This is a genomic window from Chelatococcus sp. KU-N122, assembly GCF_055391085.1.
On the sequence record NZ_AP043981.1, the window covers coordinates 3,560,489 to 3,579,205 of the forward strand.

The window sequence follows — 18,717 nt, forward strand, 5'->3', positions numbered from 1 at the left end:
GTCGATCATGAACCTGGAATTATCCGAAGAGCAGGTGATCCTCGACCAGAGCATCGAGGGCTGGCTGCGCGAGCACTATCCGATGGAGCGCTGGCGCGCGCTGACCCAGAGCGAGCCGGGACTGTCGGCGGACAACTGGCAGGCATTCGCGGACATGGGCTGGCTTGGGCTCACGGTGCCGGAAGCCTACGGCGGCATCGGCGGCGACGGGGCCGACCTGATGCTGCTGGGCGAACGGTTCGGGCACGCGCTGGTCGTCGAGCCCTTCTTCTCCACGGCGGTGCTTGGGGCCGGCTTGATCGCGCAAGCCGGGAGCGAGGCGCAGAAATCCGAATGGTTACCCGGCATCGTCGCGGGCAGTCGGAAATGGGCCTTCGCGTTCGCGGAGGCGGATTCGCACTTCGTCATGCACCACGCGGCCTGCAAGGCGTCGACAGGCGTGGACGGCTACCGGCTGAGCGGGCGCAAGATCATGGTGCTCGACGCGCCCCACGCCGACCTGCTCATCGTTCTGGCACGCCGTTCGGGCGGCGTGCACGAACGGCCGGGGCTCGGCCTGTTCGTCGTCGACCCGAAGGGCGAGGGCGTCGACCTGGCGAGCTACAGGACCATCGACAGCCGTCGCGGCGCGGATATCACGTTCACCGCGGCGCCGGTCCTTGCCGTCCTGGGCGATCCCGAGGGCGCTATGGCCCATGTCGACGCGGTCGTCGACGGCGCACTGGCCTACCTTGCGGCCGAGGCGGTCGGCACGATGGAGGCCGCCTTCCAGGCGACCGCGGACTACACGCGGGTTCGCAAGCAGTTCGGCAATGCGCTCGCCGATTTCCAGGTGGTGCAGCACCGGCTGGTGAACATGAAGGTGGAGATCGAGAACACGCGTTCGCTTGCCCTCTATGCGGCGCTGGCCCTGCGCGAGGGCGGTCTGGAGCGGGCGAGGGCGGCGGCTGCCGCGAAGGTGCAGATGAGCCGGTCGGGCCGCTTCGTCGGGCAGCAGGCGGTGCAGCTGCATGGCGGCATGGGGATGACCGACGCCATGAGCCCCGGCCACTACCTGAAGCGGCTCATGGCGCTCGACACGCTGTTCGGCAACGGGGACTACCACCAGCGCCGTTTTGCGGACCTCACGTCTGCGGCAGCCTAGAGCGCTTCGCGATTGGGCGGAAACACCCAATCGCAAGGGAAGCGCTCCAGATTCAAAAGGTTATGAGCATTTCGTCATTGGATGATCCCATCCAATGATGAAATGCTCTGGGCACGGGAGAGCGGAATGGCGGATCGCGCAAAGCACAAGGTCATCATCACCTGCGCCGTGACGGGGTCGATCCACACCCCGTCCATGTCGCCCCATCTGCCGGTCACGGCCGAGGAGATCGCCGACGCTGCGGTCGGCGCCGCCGAGGCGGGGGCGGCCATTGTGCACCTCCACGCCCGCGATCCGGCCAACGGCATGCCGGACCAGAGCACCGACGCCTTCTCCCCGTTCCTCAAGGTGATCAAGCAGCGCTCGAACTGCGTCGTCAACATCACCACCGGCGGCTCGACGACCATGACCATCGAGGAGCGGCTGCAGCCGGCGGCGCGCTTCAAGCCCGAGGTCGCGAGCCTCAACATGGGCAGCATGAACTTCGGGCTCTATCCGATGCTCGAGCGCTTCAAGGAGTTCAAGCACCCCTGGGAGCGCGACTACCTGGAAGGCTCGCGCGGGCGGATCTTCCGCAATACCTTCGAGGACATCGAGCACATCCTGACGACCTGCGCCGAGAACGGCACCCGCTTCGAGATCGAGTGCTACGACATCGGCCACCTCTACACGCTGCGCCATTTCGCCGACCGGGGCATCGTCAAGCCGCCGTTCTTCATCCAGAGCGTCTTCGGCATCCTCGGCGGCATCGGCCCCCATGCCGAGGACGTGATGCACATGAAGCGCACGGCGGACCGGTTGTTCGGCGCCGACTATCGCTGGTCGGTGCTCGGCGCCGGACGCCACCAGATGGCGATCGCCGCCCAGGCCGCCGTCATGGGCGGCAACGTCCGCGTCGGCCTGGAGGACTCGCTCTGGCTCGGCCCCGGCCAGCTCGCCCCCTCCAACGCGGCCCAGGTCAGGCGCGTGCGCGAGCTCCTCGAGGGCCTGGGCCTCGAGGTCGCATCGCCCGACGAAGCCCGCGCCATCCTCGGCCTCAAGGGCGGCGACAAGACCGAGTTCTAGTCGAGGAGAGCTCCATGGCAAGCCGTGAGTTCGCGTCGCTCCTGACCGCGCTGGGCACGCCGCAGCCGGACGTCGATCTCGCCATCGAGGCCCGCCGGGCCGGCTTCGAGCGGCTGGCCGACACCTTGCTGCCGCTCGATGACGACGTCGGCATCACGCCCATGGTGCTCGGCGGCGTGAGCTGCGAGGGGATCAAGGCAGGCGCCCGCGACCCCGGCCGGACGATCCTCTTCCTGCACGGTGGTGGCTACACCGTGGGTTCGCCCCGCACCCATCGCGACCTCCTCGGCCGCTTGGGCCGGGCCGCCGTCGCCTTCATGGTCGCTCCCGACTATCGGCTGGCGCCGGAGCATCCGTTCCCGGCGGCGCTTGATGACGCGCTCCTCGTCTATCGCACGCTGCTGGACCTCGGCGTGCCTCCGGCGCGCCTGCTGGTGGCCGGCGACTCGGCCGGGGGCGGCCTGGCGCTCGCGCTGCTGGTCGCGGCGCGCGACGCCGGGTTGCCAATGCCGGCCGGGGCACTGCTGATCTCGCCATGGACCGATCTGACCCTGTCGGGCGCTTCGCTGGATGAAAATGCCGGCCTCGATCCGCTTGTCCAGCGGCGCGGTGCGGCCGCTTCTGTGCAGCGCTACGTCGGCGCTGCCGGCGATCCCGGACATCCGCTGGTCTCGCCGCTCCACGCCGAGCTCGGCGGGCTGCCGCCGCTGTTCATCCAGGTGGGGCTGGCCGAAGCGTTGCGCGACGACGCTCTGCGCCTGGCTGATCGCGCCCGCGCGGCCGGCGTCGACATCGAACTCGACCCATGGCCCGAGATGATCCACATCTGGCCGTTCTTCGCCAAGCTGCTCCCGGAAGGGCGAGAAGCCATCGAGCGGCTGGCCAGCTTCGCGCTGGCGAGAGCGGCCGTGCCCGTCGGGTGAGACCATCTGAACGGCGATAGCGGGCCGCGCGCCGGAGCGGATGAACTGACGCTCCGACGTTGATCGACGTCAGGCTTCTGCCTGTCCGTCCAACGTACTCATATCGATGACGAAGCGGTATTTGACGTCCGACCGCTGCATCCGCTCGAACGCCTCGTTGATGCCGTCCATGCGAATGGCTTCGCATTCGGGCATGATCGATTTTTGCGCGCAGAGATCGAGCAGTTCCTGTGTCTGCAGGATGCCGCCGATCACCGAGCCGGACAGGCGCTTGCGGCCGCGCAGCAGCAGGCCGGAATGGAAGGTCGGCATCATGTCGATGGCGCCGACCATGACCAGCGCGCCGTCGATGTCGAGCAGCTTCAGATAGGGCGAGACGTCATGCACGACAGGGATGGTGTCGAGGATGAAGTCGAACGTCGCCGCCGCCCGAGCCATCTCGTCCGGCACGGTCGAGAGCAGCACCTTGTGCGCGCCGAGCGCGAGGGCGTCCGTCTTCTTCGTCTCGGACGTCGTGATCACGGTGACCTGCGCGCCGAGCCCGACCGCCAGCTTGACGCCCATATGGCCGAGACCGCCGAGCCCCACGACGGCGAGCCGTGTGCCAGCCCCGACATTCCACGCCTTCAGCGGTGAATAGGTGGTGATGCCGGCGCACAGCAGCGGCGCCACCCGCGCGATATCGAGCCCCGCCGGCACCCGCAGCACGAAGGCCTCGCGCACCACGATCGACTGCGAATAGCCGCCGTAGGTGACGGCCCGCGTCGTGCGATCGAGGCCGTTGTAGGTGGGGGTCGAGCCATGGCGGCAATATTGCTCCTCGCCCTCCTCACAGGTGTCGCACGCCATGCAGCTGTCGACGAGGCAGCCGACAGCCACCGTATCCCCGGTTTTGAATTGGGTCACATCCGGCCCGGTGGCTCTCACCCGGCCGACGATCTCGTGGCCCGGCACGATGGGATACATCGCTCGGCCCCAATCATTGCGGGCATGGTGCAGATCCGTATGACAGACACCGCAATAGAGGATGTCGATCGCCACATCGTCGGGCCGCAGCTCGCGCCGGTCGAACCGGAATGGAACGAGCGGGCTGCCCGCGTCGTGGGCGGCATAGCCAAGGCATTTCATCCACGCACGCCTTCTTGTTCTAGAGCCGGATGGTTTTAATTTGAATCATCACTCGGCTATAAGTCTTTGTTTCTTGGCATGATCTTATCCGAAGGCCGCTGTCCGCTTTTTGGGATCATGCTCTAGGAGCTAGGCAGCCTTCCGCCAGGACTTGACCTCCGGCAGCACCTTGGTCGCGTAGAGGCGCATGTTGCGCTCGGCCTCGGCGGCGCTCAGGCCGCCGTAGGTGACGTTGACCTGGATGTCGAAGTCGCCGATGAGCTTGCGCCGTCGCTCGTAGTTCTCGAGGATCTGGTTGGGCGTGCCGAAGTTGTTCACGCGCACGTACTCTTCGCGCGCCTTGACGTGGTCGGCCGTGCGCGCCTTGTTGGCGGCCTCGGCATAGGCGGTGTAGCCCTTGGTCTTCTCGAAGTGGTCGCTCTTGAACTCGTAGTGGTCGATGATGATGTCGTAGTAATTGCCGATGTGCTTGAGCGCCATCTCCTCCGCCCGCTCGGCGCTCTCGTCGCAGAACATGAACTCGGTGCAGGTCGGCGGCGGCGCCGTCCGTCCCTGGGACTCCTGGAACAGGCGGCGATAGGTGTCGAAGTGGCCGACCATCTCGGCCCACGGCTTCTGCGCAAAGACCGTCATGCGCACGCCAAGGCCGGCGGCGATCGGTACCGTGTCCGACGACATGGCCACGCAGGTGATGCGGTCCTTGAAGCTGCGGTAGGGCCGCGGCCGCACCTCCGTGCGCTTCTGCTTGTAGAACGGGCCGTCGCCTTCGACGATGCCGGTCTCGACGCCGTCGATGACCATCTTCGCCGCCTCGTTGAAGCGCTCGCGCGCCTCGTTCATGTCGACGCCGAACGCCTCGTACTCGCGCCGGGCAAGGCCGCGGCCGATGCCGAAGTGAGCGCGCCCCTGGCTCAGATGATCCAGCAGGATCATGCGCTCGACGACGCGCAAGGGATTGTTCCAGGGCAGGATCACCGCGCCGGTCATCAGCTCCAGGCGCTTCGTCTGGGCAGCGAGCCAGGCGAGGAACGCCACGTTGTCGGGCGCCATCGAGTAGTTGCTGAAATGATGCTCGACGGCGCTGATCTTGTCGAAGCCGAGCGGCTCGGCGAGGCCGGCGATGTGGAGGTCGCGCCGGTAGGCGTCCGCGTCCGACATCTCGTCGAACACGTTCTGGAAGATGCAGTTGATTCCGACGGTCGTCATGCAGCTCGTCTCCCGTGGCCCGGCGGGCTCGCTTGCGCTGGCCCAGGCGAGTTATTATCCTATTTATAGTCTTAATCGTCGGGCCGACGATGCGCAAGCCAAGGGCCGTCAGCTCGCGGGCATAGACGGTGCCGGTGCCTATTCGCTGAGCGAATCGGCTTGCTGATGACCCGCGGTTCGGGGCCCACGTCATCGATCCCCGACGATGAGAATGAAGCAAGATATACCAATATTGGATCTATGGAGGCGCGTCACCTGACCGTCTTTGCCCACGCGGAGAACGCTTTGATGGTCTTTTCGCGGGGATGGCCGGCTCGGCGGACCAGGTAGTAGCCATAGCCTCGCAGGCTCAGATCGAAAACCTTGACCAGAGATCCCGTCGCGAGCTCCCTCGCCACCAGCGCGTCGCTGAAGATCCCGACCCCTTGACCGGCGATCACCGCCTCGATCGCGTGCAGCTCTTCCCGGAAGCTCAGGTGCTGTAGCTCCTTGAAGTCGGGAACCGGGTGCCAAGTCTGCTGGGCGAGCGCGAGCCACTTATGCCACGTCGGTGGATCGCGGTCGTTCGGGCCCCAATAGGAGTGAACGAGAACGTGCTTCTTGAGATCGAGGGGTTGCTTGAGACGCCCCGATGCAAGCAGCCGAGGATTGCAGACGGGCCAAAAGGTGTCGCTCAGGAACTCCTCGGCGATGCCGTCCGTCGGCACGGCGCGGCTCGTTGCATAGCGAATGGCGACATCGCCGTCGCCGGACCGCAGATCCAGCACGCTGTCGGTGCCGATGACGTCGAGCGGCGCTTCAGGATGCAGCGTCGTCCAGGCGGCCAAACGGGGCACAAGCCATCGGCTGGCGAACGCGTTGGTCGTCGTCACGCGCACAGGCTGAAGGTCACCATCGCGCTTGACGGCGCCGATGGCCGCCGCAAACGCCTCGAACCCGCCGCGGATGACCGGGAACAACTGCACTCCGGCTTCCGTCAGCGATAGGGGGCGAGGTCTGCGGCGAAACAGAGCGCAGCCGCAATAGTGCTCCAGCAGCCGGATTTGATGGCTGATCGCTGTCGGCGTCACGCCGAGCTCCGCCGCCGCCTTCTTGAAGCTCAGATGTCGCGCGGCGGCATCGAAGGCGCGTAGTTCGATCAGAGGCGGCAGCTTCTCCATGCCCGACAGTGTAGATGAAACTGGTTCATCCTGGGCTGAATTTTTCCCGTTTGCTCTGCCGGGGCCGAGGTGGGAGAGATTACATGTCGAAGCCTGGAGCACTTGGCGATTGGGCGGACGCCCCCGCAAGAGAAGCGCTCCAGATCCAAACTGGGCATGAGCATCTCTCCGCCATTGGACGATCTCAGCCAACGGCGAAATGCTCGAGGAGGAGGCCACGTCATGTCGATACAGGCCGTTTCCAGCGCCGCCGCCGAGCTTGCTGCGACCTTCGGGGGGCAGCTTCTGAAGCCTGCCGATGGCGGCTACGACGATGCGAGAAAGGTCCACAATGGCCTCGTCGACAAGCGGCCTGCACTGGTTGCCCGATGCCGCGGCGTGGCCGACGTCGTCGACGCGATCAACTTGACGCAGAAGCTTGGTCTCGAGGTTGCGGTGCGCGGCGGCGGGCACAACGTGGCGGGCCGCGCGAGCATCGATGGCGGCGTGATGGTCGACTTGAGCCCCATGAAGGGCATTCACGTCGACCCCACGGCTCGCTCGGTGCATGCGCAAGGCGGCGTCACCTGGGCCGAGCTCAATCGGGAGACGCAGCTGCGCGGCCTGGCGGTGACGGGCGGCGTGGTCTCCAGCACCGGCATCGCCGGACTCACCCTCGGCGGCGGGCTCGGCTGGCTGATGGGCAAATACGGTCTCGCCCTCGACAATCTTCGGTCCGTCGAGCTCGTGACGGCAGAGGGCAAGGTCGTGCGGGCCAGCAACGACGAGCTGCCTGATCTGTTCTGGGCTGTTCGCGGCGGAGGCGGAAACTTCGGTATCGTCACCGCCTTCGACTATCACCTGCACCCGGTGGGCCCGACCGTGACGGGCGGTGTCATCGTGCATTCGATCGATCGCGCGCGGCGCTTGCTTGAGCTCTATCGCGACCAGACCCGGGTGCTCGCCGACGAGCACACCCTGTTTGCGACCCTCGCCCATGCCCCCGACGGCTCCGGCACGAAGATGGCGGCTCTCGTCACGTGTCACTGCGGCTCACCGGCCGACGCCGAGGAGGCCATGCGGCCGCTGAAGCAGCTCGGCTCGCCCCTCCTCGATGCCATCGGGCCCATGGGCTACTGCCAGCTCAACAGCATGCTCGACGCGGGCTACCCCAAGGGGGCCCTCAACTACTGGAAGTCGAGCTTCCTCGCAGAGTTGAGTGATGCGGCGGTCGACACGATGATCGACTGCTTCGGCCGCTGCCCCACACCCATGGGCCAGCTTCTCCTCGAGCACGTCCACGGCGCGGCCACGCGGATCGGCGCGAGCGACACTGCCTTCCCACATCGCCAGGAGGGGTACAATTTCCTCATCCTCGGGCAGTGGATGGATCCGGCGGAAACGGATCGCTGCGTGGCCTGGGCGCGCGAGACGTACGAGAGAATGCAGCCCTTCTTCGCTCCTGGCCGTTACGTCAACTATCTCGGCGATGACGAGGCCGGCGATGCGGTCGCCGCCGCCTACGGCCCCAACTACCGTCGGCTGCAGCAGATCAAGGCGACGTACGATCCGAAGAATTTCTTCCGCATGAACCAGAACATACGGCCCCTGGCCTGAGCGTAGCCGTCCATCCGGGTGAGCCGGCGGAGGATCGGCGCCGCCGCGTGGGCTGACAGCTGCCGGTCAGCGGCTGCCGCCGGCCATGGTGCCGCCGTCGGCCATGTAGATGCCGCCCGTGCAATAGCTCGCCTCGCTGGAGCTCAGGAAGGCGATCAGCGCGGCGATCTCTTCGGGCTGGCCATAGCGCTTCAAGGGGATGCCGGAGAGCACCTTGGCCTTGGCGCCGGCGGGATCGTCGGGTCTCGCGCCGGCCTCGATCGCGCGCATCATGCGCGTCTCTACAGGGCCAGGGTTGACGGTGTTGACCCGGATATTGTGGGGCGCTCCTTCAAGCGCGGCGCTCTTCATCAGGCCGATCACCGCATGCTTGCTCGCCGTGTACGCGGCAAGCCCGATCGAGCCGCGCACACCCCCGGTCGACGACGTGATGGTGATCGCGCCGCCGCCGGTCTGCCGGCGCATGACCGGGAGCAGTTGCGCCAGGCCGAGGAAGACGCCGCGCACGTTAACGTCGATGACGCGGTCGAAGTCGGCTGGCGGCAGCTGATCGATAGGTGCGACCCGCCCTTCGATGCCGGCGTTCAGCACGCCGATGTCGAGCCGGCCCCAGCGGTCGAGCGCGAAGGCGACGGCCGCCCGGTTCTGCTCCTCGTCGGTCACGTCGGTGCGGATCCAGGCGGCCGACGGCCCGAGCGTCGCGGCCAGGCTTGTCAGCGCCTCGCCGTCGACGTCGGCCAGCACCACCCGTGCCCCTTCGTCGATGAAGCGTGCCGCCGTGGCCCGGCCGATACCTCCTGTCGCTCCGGTGATGAGAGCGACGGCTCCGTCCAACCGTCGTGTCGCTTCGCCGCTGGTCATGGCCGAATGCTCTCCCTGGGCCCGCCCGGGCGTGCGGCACCGGTGCGTGGTGCCGGTCGATGCCCAGCCAGGCGCTGAGGCGAAAGAGCCTATTTATGGGGCAACCTGCGGTCAAGGTTCGTCGCCGGAGCCCCAGCAAGCGACGCGCTGGCCGACCTTCAATCGTCATCTTTGCCTATTGGCCTAAATTCAGGTTAAGTCTGCATGGCGATGGAAGGACAGCGGAGGGAGGCCGACCATGGATCTGGGGATCGCGGGCAAGGTCGCGGTGGTCACCGGCTCGAGCCAGGGGCTGGGCAAGGGCGTGGCCAAGGAGCTGGCGCGGGAAGGCGCGCGCGTCATCCTGGTCGCGCGCACGGCCGACAAGGTCGAGCAGGTTGCCGCTGCCTTCAGGGCGGAGGGCCTCGACGCCGTGGGGCTGGCGGCCGATCTCACCGACAAGCCGTCCGTCGCCCGGCTGTTCGCCGACGTCAGGCAAAGCCACGGGGGCGCCGACATCCTCGTCTATAACAACGGCGGCACCCGCGATGCCTATTTCGACGAGGCGACCGACGACGATTTCGTCCACGCCTACCAGATCCTGGTCATGGGCTTCGTCTGGTGCGTCCGCGAGGTGCTGCCCACCATGACGGCGCGCTGCTGGGGCCGGATCGTGACGCTGGGCTCGCTCTGCGTGAAGGAGCCGCACAAGGAATATCCGCTCGTGCTGGCCAATCTGGGCCGGCCGGCCCAGGTCGGCCTCAGCAAGACGCTGGCCAACGAGCTCGGTGAGCATGGGATCACGGTGAATACGATCGCGACCGGCACCATGGATTCGGACGGGGACTCCGTGCGGCGGGCCTACGCCGGCAAATCGGCGAGCGGCCGCCCGACGAGCGATGTGCAGAATTTTCGGCTCGGCAACGTCCCGGCCGGCCGCGCCGGGCGGCCCGAGGAGCTCGGCGCGCTGTGCTCGTTCCTCTGTTCGGAGCGCGCCGGCTACATCAACGGCCAGACGATCGTCATCGACGGCGGCCGCGTGGCTTCGCTCCTGTAGGACCGGTTGATCGTCCGAACTCTCGGTTTATCGTGGGGCGCCGCCCCGCTCGGTCATGGTCCGGCAGATCTGGGTCTGCCTTCAGCGGGATGACGGTATGGGGCCTCTGCATGCAATCAAAGTGGTCGAATTCGCCGGCTTGGGGCCGGGGCCTCTCGCGGCGATGCTCATGGCCGATCTGGGGGCCCATATCGTACGCATCCAACGGCCGACCGACGCCGAAGAGGAGCCGTCGGCTCCCGATCCGGTGATGAGAGGCCGGAACGCCGTGACGCTGAACCTCAAGCGGGGAGGGGACATCGAGCAGGCCCTTCGATTGATCGCCGCCGCCGATGCGCTCGTCGAAGGTTTCCGGCCCGGCGTCATGGAGTCGTTGGGGCTGGGGCCGGCCGTCTGCCTTGGGCTGAACGAACGTCTCGTGTACGCGCGGATGACGGGATGGGGGCAGAGCGGCCCGCTCTCGCAACGGGCGGGGCACGACATCAACTACATCGCGCTCTCCGGCGCTCTCGATCGGATCGGGCGGCGCGGGCAGCCGCCGACCGTGCCGCTCAACCTCATCGGCGACTATGGCGGGGGCGCCCTCTACCTCGCGTTCGGCTTGGTCGCGGCGTTGCTCGACGCCAAGGCGACCGGCAGGGGCCAGGTTCTCGACGTGGCGATGATCGACGGCGTGGCCTCCTTGCTGACCAAGCAATACGGCCTGCTGGCCGCCGGTGCAGTCAGACCAGGGCGGGCGCGGAACCTGCTCGACGGTGGGGCCCCGTTCTACGATGTCTACGAGTGCGCCGACAGCCGCTTTGTCGCCGTCGGTGCCATAGAGGCCAAGTTCTATGACGAGCTGTTGCGCGGCCTCGGCCTCGACAGACTCGAGGTTCCTGCCAGAGAGGATCAAAACAATTGGGATGAGCTGCGGGCTCTATTCGGCGACCGTTTCAGGCGGCGCACGCGAGACGAATGGTCGGCCCACTTCGAGGATACCGACGCCTGCGTGACCCCGGTCCTGGCGATGGATGAGGCGCCGGCTCACCCGCATATGAAGGTGCGAGAGACCTTTCAGGACTTGGACGGCGTGCTCCAGCCGGGACCCGCGCCCCGCTTCTCGGCGATGCCGTCGCGGCAGCTGTCGGCTCCCGGCGTCACCACTGTCGAGGACGCCCTTCGCAAATGGGCCAGCCTGAGCGGGCAATGAACCGGATGTCTCGCAGCGCCGCGCAGTGATCTGACGCTTGTGCCGGATGGATCGCCGGGATTGACCCGGCTGTTGCGCGCCTCCCGTCACGCCGCCTCGAAGCGGATCGGCACGCTCTTGGGGCCGTTGACGAAGGTGGCCGCCGAAAAGGCCGGCGGGCCGTCGAGCGCTACCGACTTCAGCCTCGGCAGCAGCTCCTCGAACAGGATCCGCATCTCCATCTTGGCGAGATGCTGGCCCAGGCACAGGTGCGCGCCGTAGCCGAACGCCAGCTGCTTGTTGGGCTTGCGGTCCGCGCGGAAGACGAACGGCTCGTCGAAGACCTCCTCGTCGCGGTTGCCGGAGGCGTAGCACAGCATCAGGAGGTCGCCCTCGGCGATCTTGCGGCCACGCAGCTCCGTGTCCGCCGTGGCGCAGCGCACGAAGTGCTTGACCGGCGTCGTCCAGCGGACCGCCTCGTCGATGAAGCCCGGCAGCAAGGAGTGGTCGGCCTTGACCTTGGCGAACTCCTCCGGGTCCTGGCACAGGGCGAGCATGGCGCCGGCGGTCGACGAGGAGGTCGTGTCGTGGCCCGCGGTGGCCACGATGATGTAGTAGCTCATGGCCTCGCGGTCGGCCATCGGCTCGCCGTTGATCCGCGCCTGGGCGATCAGGGTGGCCACGTCGTCGCGCGGCTGCGCCAGCCGGTCGGCGGTGATCCGCGCGAAATAGGCGTTGAAGTCCTGAAAGATGGCGTTCAGCTGGTCGGCCCAGCGGGCCGGGTCGTCCGCCTCGCCCTCGTGCCTGGCAGCGTCCGGGTCCTGTGGCCCGAAGAGCTGCTGCGTCAGCATGAGCATGCGCGGCTCGTCCTCCTCCGGCACGCCGAGGATGCTCATGACCACGTGCAGCGGGTAGCCCAGGGCCACGTCGCGCACGAAGTCGCAGCGCCCGCCGGTGGCCAGCATCCGGTCGACCGAGCGGCGCGCGATCTGGCGGATGCGGTCCTCGAGCTTGCGCAGGTTCTGCGGCAGGAACCAGGCCTGCGCTAGCATGCGGTACTTGGGATGCTCGGGCGCATCCATGCTCACCAGCGAATTGATGATGCGGTGATCGCCGCCGTTGATGTCCCGCATCTTCTTATCGGCGGCCTGCGTGGTCAGGATGACCTGCCGCCGGCTGCTGCAGAACAGCGCGTTCTGCCGGCTGACGTTGAGGATGTCCGCGTGCTTGGTCACCACCCAGAAGGGATCGTAGCCTGCGGGCGTGGCATAGCCCAGCGGGTTGTTGGCCCTGAGCCAGCGATAGGCCTCGTGCAGCCGCTGGTCGGCATAGGCGGTCGGGTCGATGAGCGTCGCCGTGATCTCGGCCGGAATCGCGGCATCCGCAGCCACGACAATGGCTTCCTGCATGATGTCCTCCCTTGATTGCGGCCGCGATCGGCCGTGCGCTGTCGTCATGGCCGGGCTTGGCCCGGCCATCCATCCAAGCGAGACGTGTGGCGTCGGCCGCGACGAAGTCGCAGCAGAGCTTTTGCTGTATTGATGGATGGTCGGGTCAAGCCCGACCATGACGCTGAAGCGGCGCGACGGCCGCCCAGGATCTTATGTCTTCGCCACGTAGATCGCTTGCGGCGCCATGTATTCGAGCAGGCCCTTCATGCCGTTCTCGGCGCCGAAGCCGCTCTGCTTGCGGCCGCCGAACGGGGTGTCGGGCCGCAGGTTGAGGTTCTGGTTGACCCACACCGTGCCTGTCTCGATGCGGCGCGCGATGCTGACCGCCTGGTCCACATCCTTCGACCAGACGGCGCCGGCCAGGCCGTAGTCGCTGGCGTTGGCGCGCTCGATGACCTCGTCGACGTTGCTGAACTTAAGCATCGGCAGGATCGGGCCGAAGGCTTCCTCCTGCACCACGCGCGACGATTCCGGCGGGTTGTCGACGATGGTGACCGGGACGAAGAAGCCGCCGTTGCCCGGGATGTCGGCGCCCTGGATGAGCGTGAGCTGGTTGGCGCGCGCATCCTCCAGCAGGTTCATCACACGCTCGTACTGGCGCCGGTTCTGGATCGGCCCGAGCACCGTGCCCTGCTCGGTCCCGTCGCCGACTTTTACCGCCTTGGCGATGGCCGCCAACCGGTCGCGCAGGCCGTCGTAGATCGCTTCGTGCACGTAGAGGCGCTTGGTCGCGACGCAGATCTGGGCGGTATTGTAGAACGCCCCGAAGAAGATCTTCTGGGCCACCTCGTCGAGATCGACGTCGGGCAGGACGATCGCCGCGTCGTTGCCGCCGAGCTCCAGCGTGAGGCGCTTCAGGTCCTTGGCCGCGCTCTCCATGACGCGCTTGCCCGTGGCGCTGGAGCCGGTGAAGGAGATCTTGTCGAAGCCGGGATGGGCGGTCATGGCCGGGCCGAGCGAGTCGCCGCCGGAGATGACGTTGAGCACGCCGGGCGGGAAGACCTCCTGCAACAGCTCGCCGACCTTCAAGGTGCACAGCGGCGTGAACGGGGAGGGCTTCAGCACCATGGTGTTGCCGGCCAGCAGCGCTGGCGCCACCTTCCAGATCGCCAGCGCCACCGGAAAGTTCCAGGGCGCGATGGCGCAGACGACGCCGAGCGGCACGTAGCGCGTCTCGATCAGCTGCTGCTCGGAATCCTCGGAGACCTGGACCGGCGGGCTCATCTCGGCGACCGCATGGAGCCATTGGGCCGCGCCCTGGATCTCCTGCTTGGCGCCGTCGACGGGCCGGCCCTGCTCGCGGGTGAACAGGCGCGCCAGCTCGTCGGCGTGGGCGGCGAGCACGTCACCGGCCTTGCGCAGCAGCGCCTGCCGCTCCTCGATCGGCACCTGGCGCCAGAACTTGAACGCCGCGCGCGCCGAGGCGACCGCCTCGTCGAGCTGCGCCGCTGTGCAGTCGGGCGCGTGCGCGAAGGCCTCGCCCGTGGCCGGGTTGACGACGGCGATCGTCGCGGGCGAGCGCACGCTGTGGCCGTCGATCGTCATGGCGAAGTCGGAAGTCATGGCCAAGTCGGAAGTCATGGCGAAGTCGGAATGAGCATCCATCGTCGTGGTCCCCGTTTCAGGCGTCCATCACCAGCACGATCTTCACGCACTCGCCGCGGTGCTGCGCCGCGACCGCCTCGTTGATCCGCTCGAAGGGAAAGGTCGTGATCAGCCGGTCGAACGGCAGCTGGCCGCGCCGGTGCAGGTCCATCAGCTGCGGCAGGAACTCGTCCGGATTGCTGTCGCCCTCGATGATGCCCTTGATCGTGTGGCCGAAGGTCATCGTCGTGTTGATGTCGCCCGGGAGCGGCGTGCCGGGCGGGGCGACGCCGACCAGGCCGAGGACGCCCTTGGGGGCGAGCGCGGCCATGACAGCCGGATACACGGCGGGAAGACCCGTGGTGTCGAAGCCGTAGTCGACGCCGGCCGGCACGATGGCGCGGACCGCCGCGGCAAGGTCGGTGTCGGCGGCGGGGTCGATGGTATGGGTTGCGCCGAGCTCGCAGGCGAGCGCCCGCCGGGCCGCATGCGGCTCGACGACGATGACGGTGCCGCAGCCCTGGATCTTGGCGCCCATCACGGCGCTCAAGCCCACCGGGCCGCCGCCGACGATCAGCAGCGACGAGCCCGGCTCGCAGGCGAGCGACCGCATGATGCTGCCGGCCCCTGTCTGGATGCCGCAGCCGAGCGGGCCGGCCAGCGCCAGAGGCAGATCGTCGGGCACCTTCACCACGTTGCGCTCATAGGTGAGCGCGTGGGTGGCAAACGAGGATTGGCCGAAGAAGTTGCTGCCGACGGTCACGCCCTCGCAGCGCAGCGCCGTCGAGCCGTCCGGCCGCATGCCCGCGTAGTTGAGCTGGGGCATGGTGTGGCAGTAGGCGGCGTCGCCGCGGTCGCAGCGCGGGCAGGCGCCGCAGGAGCGGAAGGTGATGGCTACGCGGTCGCCCGGCGCCACCTTGCCGACCTTGGCGCCGACCCGTTCGACGATGCCGGCGCCTTCATGTCCGAGCACCACCGGGGGCGCAATGGCGCCCGCGTCCCTGAACACGAGGTCGGTGTGGCAGACGCCCACGCCGGCGATGCGGACCAGGATCTCGTCGTCGCGCGGCTCGTCCAGGTCGAGCGTGCGGATCTCGAACGGCTCGCCGGCGCCCGTCGCCACCGCCGCCCGGATCCTCATGGGCGGCTCCCGCCGGTGATGGGGAAACGGTGCGCGTGACGGCAGCGCGTGCAGGCCGGATCCGACGGCGTGTGCGCCAGATGATGCAGCAAGGTCGCTCCTCCCTCCGCGTCCCCGGTGCGTGCCGGAGGCGTCGCCCGATCGATACAATTGCCCAGGGGCGCCCCTCAATACCTACAAAATGAGGGGTGGTCGCGAGCGATCATTCGAAGCCGATCTCGCCGCGGCGGAAGGCGATCGACACCAGCTGCGGCAGGTTGCGCGCCTCGAACCGCCGCATGGCATTGCCCAGGTAGTCCCTGACCGTGAAGGGCGACAGCGACAACGACCGCGCCACCTCCTTCACGGTGCAGCCGTCGGCGACCAGGCGCACGCAGTCGCGCTCGCGCGCGCTGAGCCCGGGCCGTCGCCCGTGCGGCATCTCTCCTGAGTCCTGCGTTCGCTCGAGCACGTCGACGAAGGCGTAGGAAACGGCCTGCAGCCCGAGGTGAGCCGCCTCGGCCGTGCGCGACGCTGCGGCCCCCGGCACGGCGCTGGTCCAGCCCATGAAGGACGTGCCACCGTCGGGCAGATGCACCGGCACGACGATGAACGAGTAGATGCCGAAGGCGTGGTGCGCCGTCCGCAGCGCCTGGTCCAGCGCGGACAGGTCGGCCTCGTCCCCGTCCAGCAGCGTGCTGCGGAACGGCGTGCGCTCATGCAGGCCGTGGCGCACGTCCCGGTGCACCCGGCCGACCTTCCCCGCGTGCCACCAGTCGACCAGCTCCGGCGGCACGCCGAACGCGGCGCAGACCCAGTCCTGGCGCCGCTCGAACAGGATGTTGTCGACCAGGGTGGGAAGCGGCAGCTCGACCATTTGCGCGGCGGTCAGCACCCCATCGACGGCCACGTCCAGGGAGGGAGCCGCGTAGATGTCACTCGCGATTCCGGTCAACTGCCCGACGAGATCTCTGCCGCTTTCGGACGTCACACGGAGCCTCCCCTGAGCGCTGCCCGGCGAGACGCTCGCTCCCGCCCGAAAGCGCCGCAACTCGCGCGCCTGGAGCGCGCTCTTTTGCAGAACCTGACAGCCACACAGCCCGGATTCTGGAGCCGATCCAATATCCTGTTGCGCCGGCCGGGGACTGTCAATCTGGCGCGGCAGCAACAGGGGCAACCCGGTGCCGGCTCAAACTTTGACCCGTCCGTTCCCGGGACAGGCTGGCAGGACACCGCTCCTTGGCGTCGCCGGCGTCGCGCCTTGACGCTGTCAATAAAACTATTTACGGGATTTTAGGAATAACAGTGGCGCCGAAGCACCGCGCCGGGCATGGGCTGTCGGCATCCGGGAATGGCCCGAATTCCCCAGCGTCGCCGCGGTGCACGCGATCGCGAACGACGACGGGGAGACCAGGAGATGGCCGGCAGACTGGCGTTGATCATCGGTGGCGGCAATGGCCTGGGCCGGGCGTCGAGCCTCGCCCTGGCGCAGCAGGGCCTGACGGTCGCGGTGGCCGACCTGGATGAGGGTGCGGCGGCCGACACGGCAGCGATGCTCCCGGGCCGCGGCCATCGATCCTTCCGGGTCGACGTGACGGACGAAGCCTCGGTCGTCGATCTCTTCACGGCCATCGAGACCGCCGAGGGCCCGGTTGCCGTGCTCGCCAATTTCGCCGGGCTGCTCATCGCCCGCGACGGCGTCAGGACCGGCCTGATGCATACCTCCCTGGACGAATGGGAGCGGAGCTTCGCGGTCAATGCCCGCGGCTGCTTCCTCGTCGTCCGCGAGATGCTGCGCCGGCGCGCTGCCGCTCCCGTCGCACACGGCCGCATCATCACGGTGAGCTCGCTCGCCGGCCAGGTCGGCGGCGTGCGCGGCAGCGCCGCCTATTCGGCCGCCAAGGGCGCGGTGTTGACGCTGACCAAGACCGCGGCGCGGGAGGGCGGTCCGCTCGGCGTCACCGCCAACACCATCGCTCCTGGCATGATCGACACGCAGATGCTGCGGCTGGTGCTGTCGGAGCAGGAGGAGGCCGCCGCGGCTGCGGCGCTTCCCGTCGGCCGCATCGGTCGCCCGGAGGAGATTGCCGCGGCGGTGGTCTACCTCGCGTCCGAAGCGGCCGGCTTCGTCACCGGCGCCGTGTTCGACGTCAACGGTGGGCAGCACATGCGCTGAGCGCTGAGATGCGCGCGGCGCGGGCGGCCCGGAAGCCGGGCGGAGGAGGGGGCATGTCGATCGCGACGATCACCGAGCACAGCGTTACCGTCGGCGACCACACCGTGTTCTACCTGGCTGCGGGCCCTGTCGACGGCCCGCTCGTCATCTTCGTGCACGGCTGGCCGGAGCTGTCGCTCAGCTGGCGCCACCAACTGCCCTGCTTCGCCAGCCTCGGCTTCCGTGCGATCGCCCCGGACATGCGCGGCTACGGCCGCTCCACGGTCTATCGCAGGCACGACGCCTACACTCAGGAACGGGTCGTCGCCGACATGATCGGGTTGCTCGACGCGCTCGGCGCGGAACGGGCGATCTGGGTCGGGCACGATTGGGGCAGCCCGACCGTGTGGAACATCGCCGGCCACCACCACGATCGCTGCGCTGCCGTCGCCAGCCTCTCTGTGCCCTACGGCACAGTCGAGCGCGGGGCCGAGGCGCTGCTGCCGCTCATCGATCGCAGCGTCTATCCGGCTGACCGCTTCCCGTATGGGCAGTGGGCCTACATGTATTTCTACCGGGCGCATTTCGACAAGGTCACCACGACCTTCGACGCCAGCCCCTACGACACGGTCAAGGCGCTGTTCCGCCGCGGCAAGGCCGAGGCGCTCGGCAAGCCCAGCCCGAACGCCGACATCTTCGAGACCGACGGATGGTTTCGCGGGCGGCCGTCCCGCCGGACCTGCCGCGGGACGACGCGGTGGTTAGCGAGGAGGACCTGCGGGTCTACGCCGAGGCGCTGGCGCGCAACGGCTTCTTCGGCCCGGATTCCTACTACATGAACGATGTGGCGAACGCGGCCTATGCGGCCCGCGCTGAAAACGGCGGTTACCTCGACATGCCTGCGCTGTTCATCGCGGCGCGCTACGACATCACCTGCGAATCCCTGCAGTCGCGGCTGGCCGAGCCGATGAAAACCTACTGCCGCAACCTGTCCCTCGCCGTGATCGATTCCGGCCACTGGGTCGCGCAGGAGAAGCCGCGTGAGGTCAACGCCCAGCTCGTGCGCTGGATCGCGACGAGCGTCGGCGATGTCTGGCCGCGATAGCGCGCAGGCGCT

At 67.9% G+C, this 18,717-nt stretch carries 18 protein-coding genes; 10 read left to right on the top strand and 8 right to left on the bottom strand.

From position 1 onward, the window contains the following. The first annotated feature begins 7 nt into the window (after positions 1-7). The 3 genes from ACZ5PO_RS15895 (at position 8) to ACZ5PO_RS15905 (ending at position 3,132) form a co-directional block, all read left to right on the top strand. Positions 8-1,144, top strand: coding sequence for an acyl-CoA dehydrogenase family protein (locus ACZ5PO_RS15895; RefSeq protein ID WP_464195113.1), 1,137 nt, complete (start codon positions 8-10; stop codon positions 1,142-1,144). Positions 1,145-1,270: 126 nt separating this feature from the next. Next, complete coding sequence (kce, locus tag ACZ5PO_RS15900) at positions 1,271-2,209, top strand: 3,5-dioxohexanoate:acetyl-CoA acetone transferase (RefSeq protein ID WP_464195115.1); 939 nt, start codon at positions 1,271-1,273, stop codon at positions 2,207-2,209. 14 nt (positions 2,210-2,223) lie between these two features. Continuing rightward, complete coding sequence (locus ACZ5PO_RS15905) at positions 2,224-3,132, top strand: alpha/beta hydrolase (RefSeq protein WP_464195117.1); 909 nt, start codon at positions 2,224-2,226, stop codon at positions 3,130-3,132. A 69-nt stretch (positions 3,133-3,201) separates the two neighbouring features. Here ACZ5PO_RS15905 and ACZ5PO_RS15910 read toward each other — a convergent pair whose 3' ends face one another. Both ACZ5PO_RS15910 and ACZ5PO_RS15915 read right to left on the bottom strand, forming a co-directional pair. After that, complete coding sequence (locus ACZ5PO_RS15910; protein WP_464195119.1) at positions 3,202-4,260, bottom strand: NAD(P)-dependent alcohol dehydrogenase; 1,059 nt, start codon at positions 4,258-4,260, stop codon at positions 3,202-3,204. A 129-nt stretch (positions 4,261-4,389) separates the two neighbouring features. Further along, positions 4,390-5,466, bottom strand: coding sequence for an LLM class flavin-dependent oxidoreductase (locus ACZ5PO_RS15915; RefSeq protein ID WP_464195121.1), 1,077 nt, complete (start codon positions 5,464-5,466; stop codon positions 4,390-4,392). On the opposite strand from ACZ5PO_RS15915, the gene ACZ5PO_RS15920 reads away from it, so the two are divergent. Next, complete coding sequence (locus ACZ5PO_RS15920; RefSeq protein WP_464195123.1) at positions 5,465-5,632, top strand: hypothetical protein; 168 nt, start codon at positions 5,465-5,467, stop codon at positions 5,630-5,632. The genes ACZ5PO_RS15915 and ACZ5PO_RS15920 overlap by 2 nt on opposite strands. 85 nt (positions 5,633-5,717) lie before the next feature. Here ACZ5PO_RS15920 and ACZ5PO_RS15925 read toward each other — a convergent pair whose 3' ends face one another. Further along, complete coding sequence (locus ACZ5PO_RS15925; protein ID WP_464195125.1) at positions 5,718-6,626, bottom strand: LysR substrate-binding domain-containing protein; 909 nt, start codon at positions 6,624-6,626, stop codon at positions 5,718-5,720. Between the two features lie 222 nt (positions 6,627-6,848). On the opposite strand from ACZ5PO_RS15925, the gene ACZ5PO_RS15930 reads away from it, so the two are divergent. Further along, positions 6,849-8,222 (top strand): FAD-binding oxidoreductase, encoded by a 1,374-nt coding sequence (locus tag ACZ5PO_RS15930; protein ID WP_464195127.1) that lies wholly within the window; start codon positions 6,849-6,851, stop codon positions 8,220-8,222. 66 nt (positions 8,223-8,288) lie between these two features. Here the strand turns inward: ACZ5PO_RS15930 and ACZ5PO_RS15935 are convergent, their stop codons facing one another. Continuing rightward, a complete protein-coding gene (locus ACZ5PO_RS15935) occupies positions 8,289-9,083 on the bottom strand; it encodes an SDR family NAD(P)-dependent oxidoreductase (protein WP_464195129.1) in 795 nt (264 codons plus the stop codon). Between the two features lie 238 nt (positions 9,084-9,321). Between ACZ5PO_RS15935 and ACZ5PO_RS15940 the strand changes: the two genes are divergently transcribed. Both ACZ5PO_RS15940 and ACZ5PO_RS15945 read left to right on the top strand, forming a co-directional pair. Then, a complete protein-coding gene (locus ACZ5PO_RS15940) occupies positions 9,322-10,119 on the top strand; it encodes an SDR family oxidoreductase (RefSeq protein WP_464195131.1) in 798 nt (265 codons plus the stop codon). Between the two features lie 55 nt (positions 10,120-10,174). Then, positions 10,175-11,311 carry a CaiB/BaiF CoA transferase family protein gene (locus tag ACZ5PO_RS15945; protein WP_464195132.1) on the top strand — a complete coding sequence of 379 codons (1,137 nt, stop codon included), beginning with the start codon at positions 10,175-10,177 and terminating at the stop codon, positions 11,309-11,311. Positions 11,312-11,397: 86 nt separating this feature from the next. Here the strand turns inward: ACZ5PO_RS15945 and ACZ5PO_RS15950 are convergent, their stop codons facing one another. The 4 genes from ACZ5PO_RS15950 to ACZ5PO_RS15965 form a co-directional block, all read right to left on the bottom strand. Next, on the bottom strand, positions 11,398-12,699 hold the full coding sequence (locus ACZ5PO_RS15950) for a cytochrome P450 (RefSeq protein ID WP_464195134.1): 1,302 nt from the start codon (positions 12,697-12,699) through the stop codon (positions 11,398-11,400). Between the two features lie 192 nt (positions 12,700-12,891). Then, positions 12,892-14,346, bottom strand: a complete 1,455-nt coding sequence (locus ACZ5PO_RS15955; RefSeq protein ID WP_464195136.1) for an aldehyde dehydrogenase family protein — start codon at positions 14,344-14,346, stop codon at positions 12,892-12,894. Between the two features lie 16 nt (positions 14,347-14,362). Beyond that, positions 14,363-15,466, bottom strand: coding sequence for an NAD(P)-dependent alcohol dehydrogenase (locus ACZ5PO_RS15960; RefSeq protein ID WP_464195138.1), 1,104 nt, complete (start codon positions 15,464-15,466; stop codon positions 14,363-14,365). A gap of 202 nt (positions 15,467-15,668) precedes the next feature. Further along, positions 15,669-16,436, bottom strand: coding sequence for a helix-turn-helix transcriptional regulator (locus tag ACZ5PO_RS15965; RefSeq protein ID WP_464195140.1), 768 nt, complete (start codon positions 16,434-16,436; stop codon positions 15,669-15,671). A gap of 426 nt (positions 16,437-16,862) precedes the next feature. On the opposite strand from ACZ5PO_RS15965, the gene ACZ5PO_RS15970 reads away from it, so the two are divergent. From ACZ5PO_RS15970 to ACZ5PO_RS15980, 3 genes are read left to right on the top strand one after another with little or no spacing between them, the layout of a single operon-like run. After that, the gene (locus tag ACZ5PO_RS15970; RefSeq protein ID WP_464195142.1) at positions 16,863-17,621 is read left to right on the top strand and encodes an SDR family oxidoreductase; all 759 of its coding nucleotides are present in this window, start codon (positions 16,863-16,865) and stop codon (positions 17,619-17,621) included. Positions 17,622-17,674: 53 nt separating this feature from the next. After that, on the top strand, positions 17,675-18,439 hold the full coding sequence (locus ACZ5PO_RS15975) for an alpha/beta fold hydrolase (protein WP_464195144.1): 765 nt from the start codon (positions 17,675-17,677) through the stop codon (positions 18,437-18,439). Continuing rightward, on the top strand, positions 18,436-18,705 hold the full coding sequence (locus tag ACZ5PO_RS15980; protein WP_464195146.1) for an alpha/beta fold hydrolase: 270 nt from the start codon (positions 18,436-18,438) through the stop codon (positions 18,703-18,705). Before ACZ5PO_RS15975 ends, ACZ5PO_RS15980 begins: the two co-directional genes overlap by 4 nt. Positions 18,706-18,717 lie beyond the last annotated feature (12 nt).

Bases quoted from the DNA above. Each gene is read 5' to 3' on its own strand.
- ACZ5PO_RS15950 (WP_464195134.1), bottom strand. From the start codon at position 12,699: ATGCAGGAAGCCATTGTCGTGGCTGCGGATGCCGCGATTCCGGCCGAG.
- ACZ5PO_RS15945 (WP_464195132.1), top strand. From the start codon at position 10,175: ATGGTCCGGCAGATCTGGGTCTGCCTTCAGCGGGATGACGGTATGGGG.
- ACZ5PO_RS15970 (WP_464195142.1), top strand. From the start codon at position 16,863: ATGGCCGGCAGACTGGCGTTGATCATCGGTGGCGGCAATGGCCTGGGC.
- ACZ5PO_RS15905 (WP_464195117.1), top strand. From the start codon at position 2,224: ATGGCAAGCCGTGAGTTCGCGTCGCTCCTGACCGCGCTGGGCACGCCG.
- ACZ5PO_RS15935 (WP_464195129.1), bottom strand. From the start codon at position 9,083: ATGACCAGCGGCGAAGCGACACGACGGTTGGACGGAGCCGTCGCTCTC.
- ACZ5PO_RS15895 (WP_464195113.1), top strand. From the start codon at position 8: ATGAACCTGGAATTATCCGAAGAGCAGGTGATCCTCGACCAGAGCATC.
- ACZ5PO_RS15915 (WP_464195121.1), bottom strand. From the start codon at position 5,466: ATGACGACCGTCGGAATCAACTGCATCTTCCAGAACGTGTTCGACGAG.
- ACZ5PO_RS15955 (WP_464195136.1), bottom strand. From the start codon at position 14,346: ATGGATGCTCATTCCGACTTCGCCATGACTTCCGACTTGGCCATGACT.
- ACZ5PO_RS15910 (WP_464195119.1), bottom strand. From the start codon at position 4,260: ATGAAATGCCTTGGCTATGCCGCCCACGACGCGGGCAGCCCGCTCGTT.
- ACZ5PO_RS15960 (WP_464195138.1), bottom strand. From the start codon at position 15,466: ATGAGGATCCGGGCGGCGGTGGCGACGGGCGCCGGCGAGCCGTTCGAG.
- ACZ5PO_RS15980 (WP_464195146.1), top strand. From the start codon at position 18,436: ATGAACGATGTGGCGAACGCGGCCTATGCGGCCCGCGCTGAAAACGGC.
- kce (WP_464195115.1), top strand. From the start codon at position 1,271: ATGGCGGATCGCGCAAAGCACAAGGTCATCATCACCTGCGCCGTGACG.
- ACZ5PO_RS15925 (WP_464195125.1), bottom strand. From the start codon at position 6,626: ATGGAGAAGCTGCCGCCTCTGATCGAACTACGCGCCTTCGATGCCGCC.
- ACZ5PO_RS15940 (WP_464195131.1), top strand. From the start codon at position 9,322: ATGGATCTGGGGATCGCGGGCAAGGTCGCGGTGGTCACCGGCTCGAGC.
- ACZ5PO_RS15920 (WP_464195123.1), top strand. From the start codon at position 5,465: ATGCAGCTCGTCTCCCGTGGCCCGGCGGGCTCGCTTGCGCTGGCCCAG.
- ACZ5PO_RS15975 (WP_464195144.1), top strand. From the start codon at position 17,675: ATGTCGATCGCGACGATCACCGAGCACAGCGTTACCGTCGGCGACCAC.
- ACZ5PO_RS15930 (WP_464195127.1), top strand. From the start codon at position 6,849: ATGTCGATACAGGCCGTTTCCAGCGCCGCCGCCGAGCTTGCTGCGACC.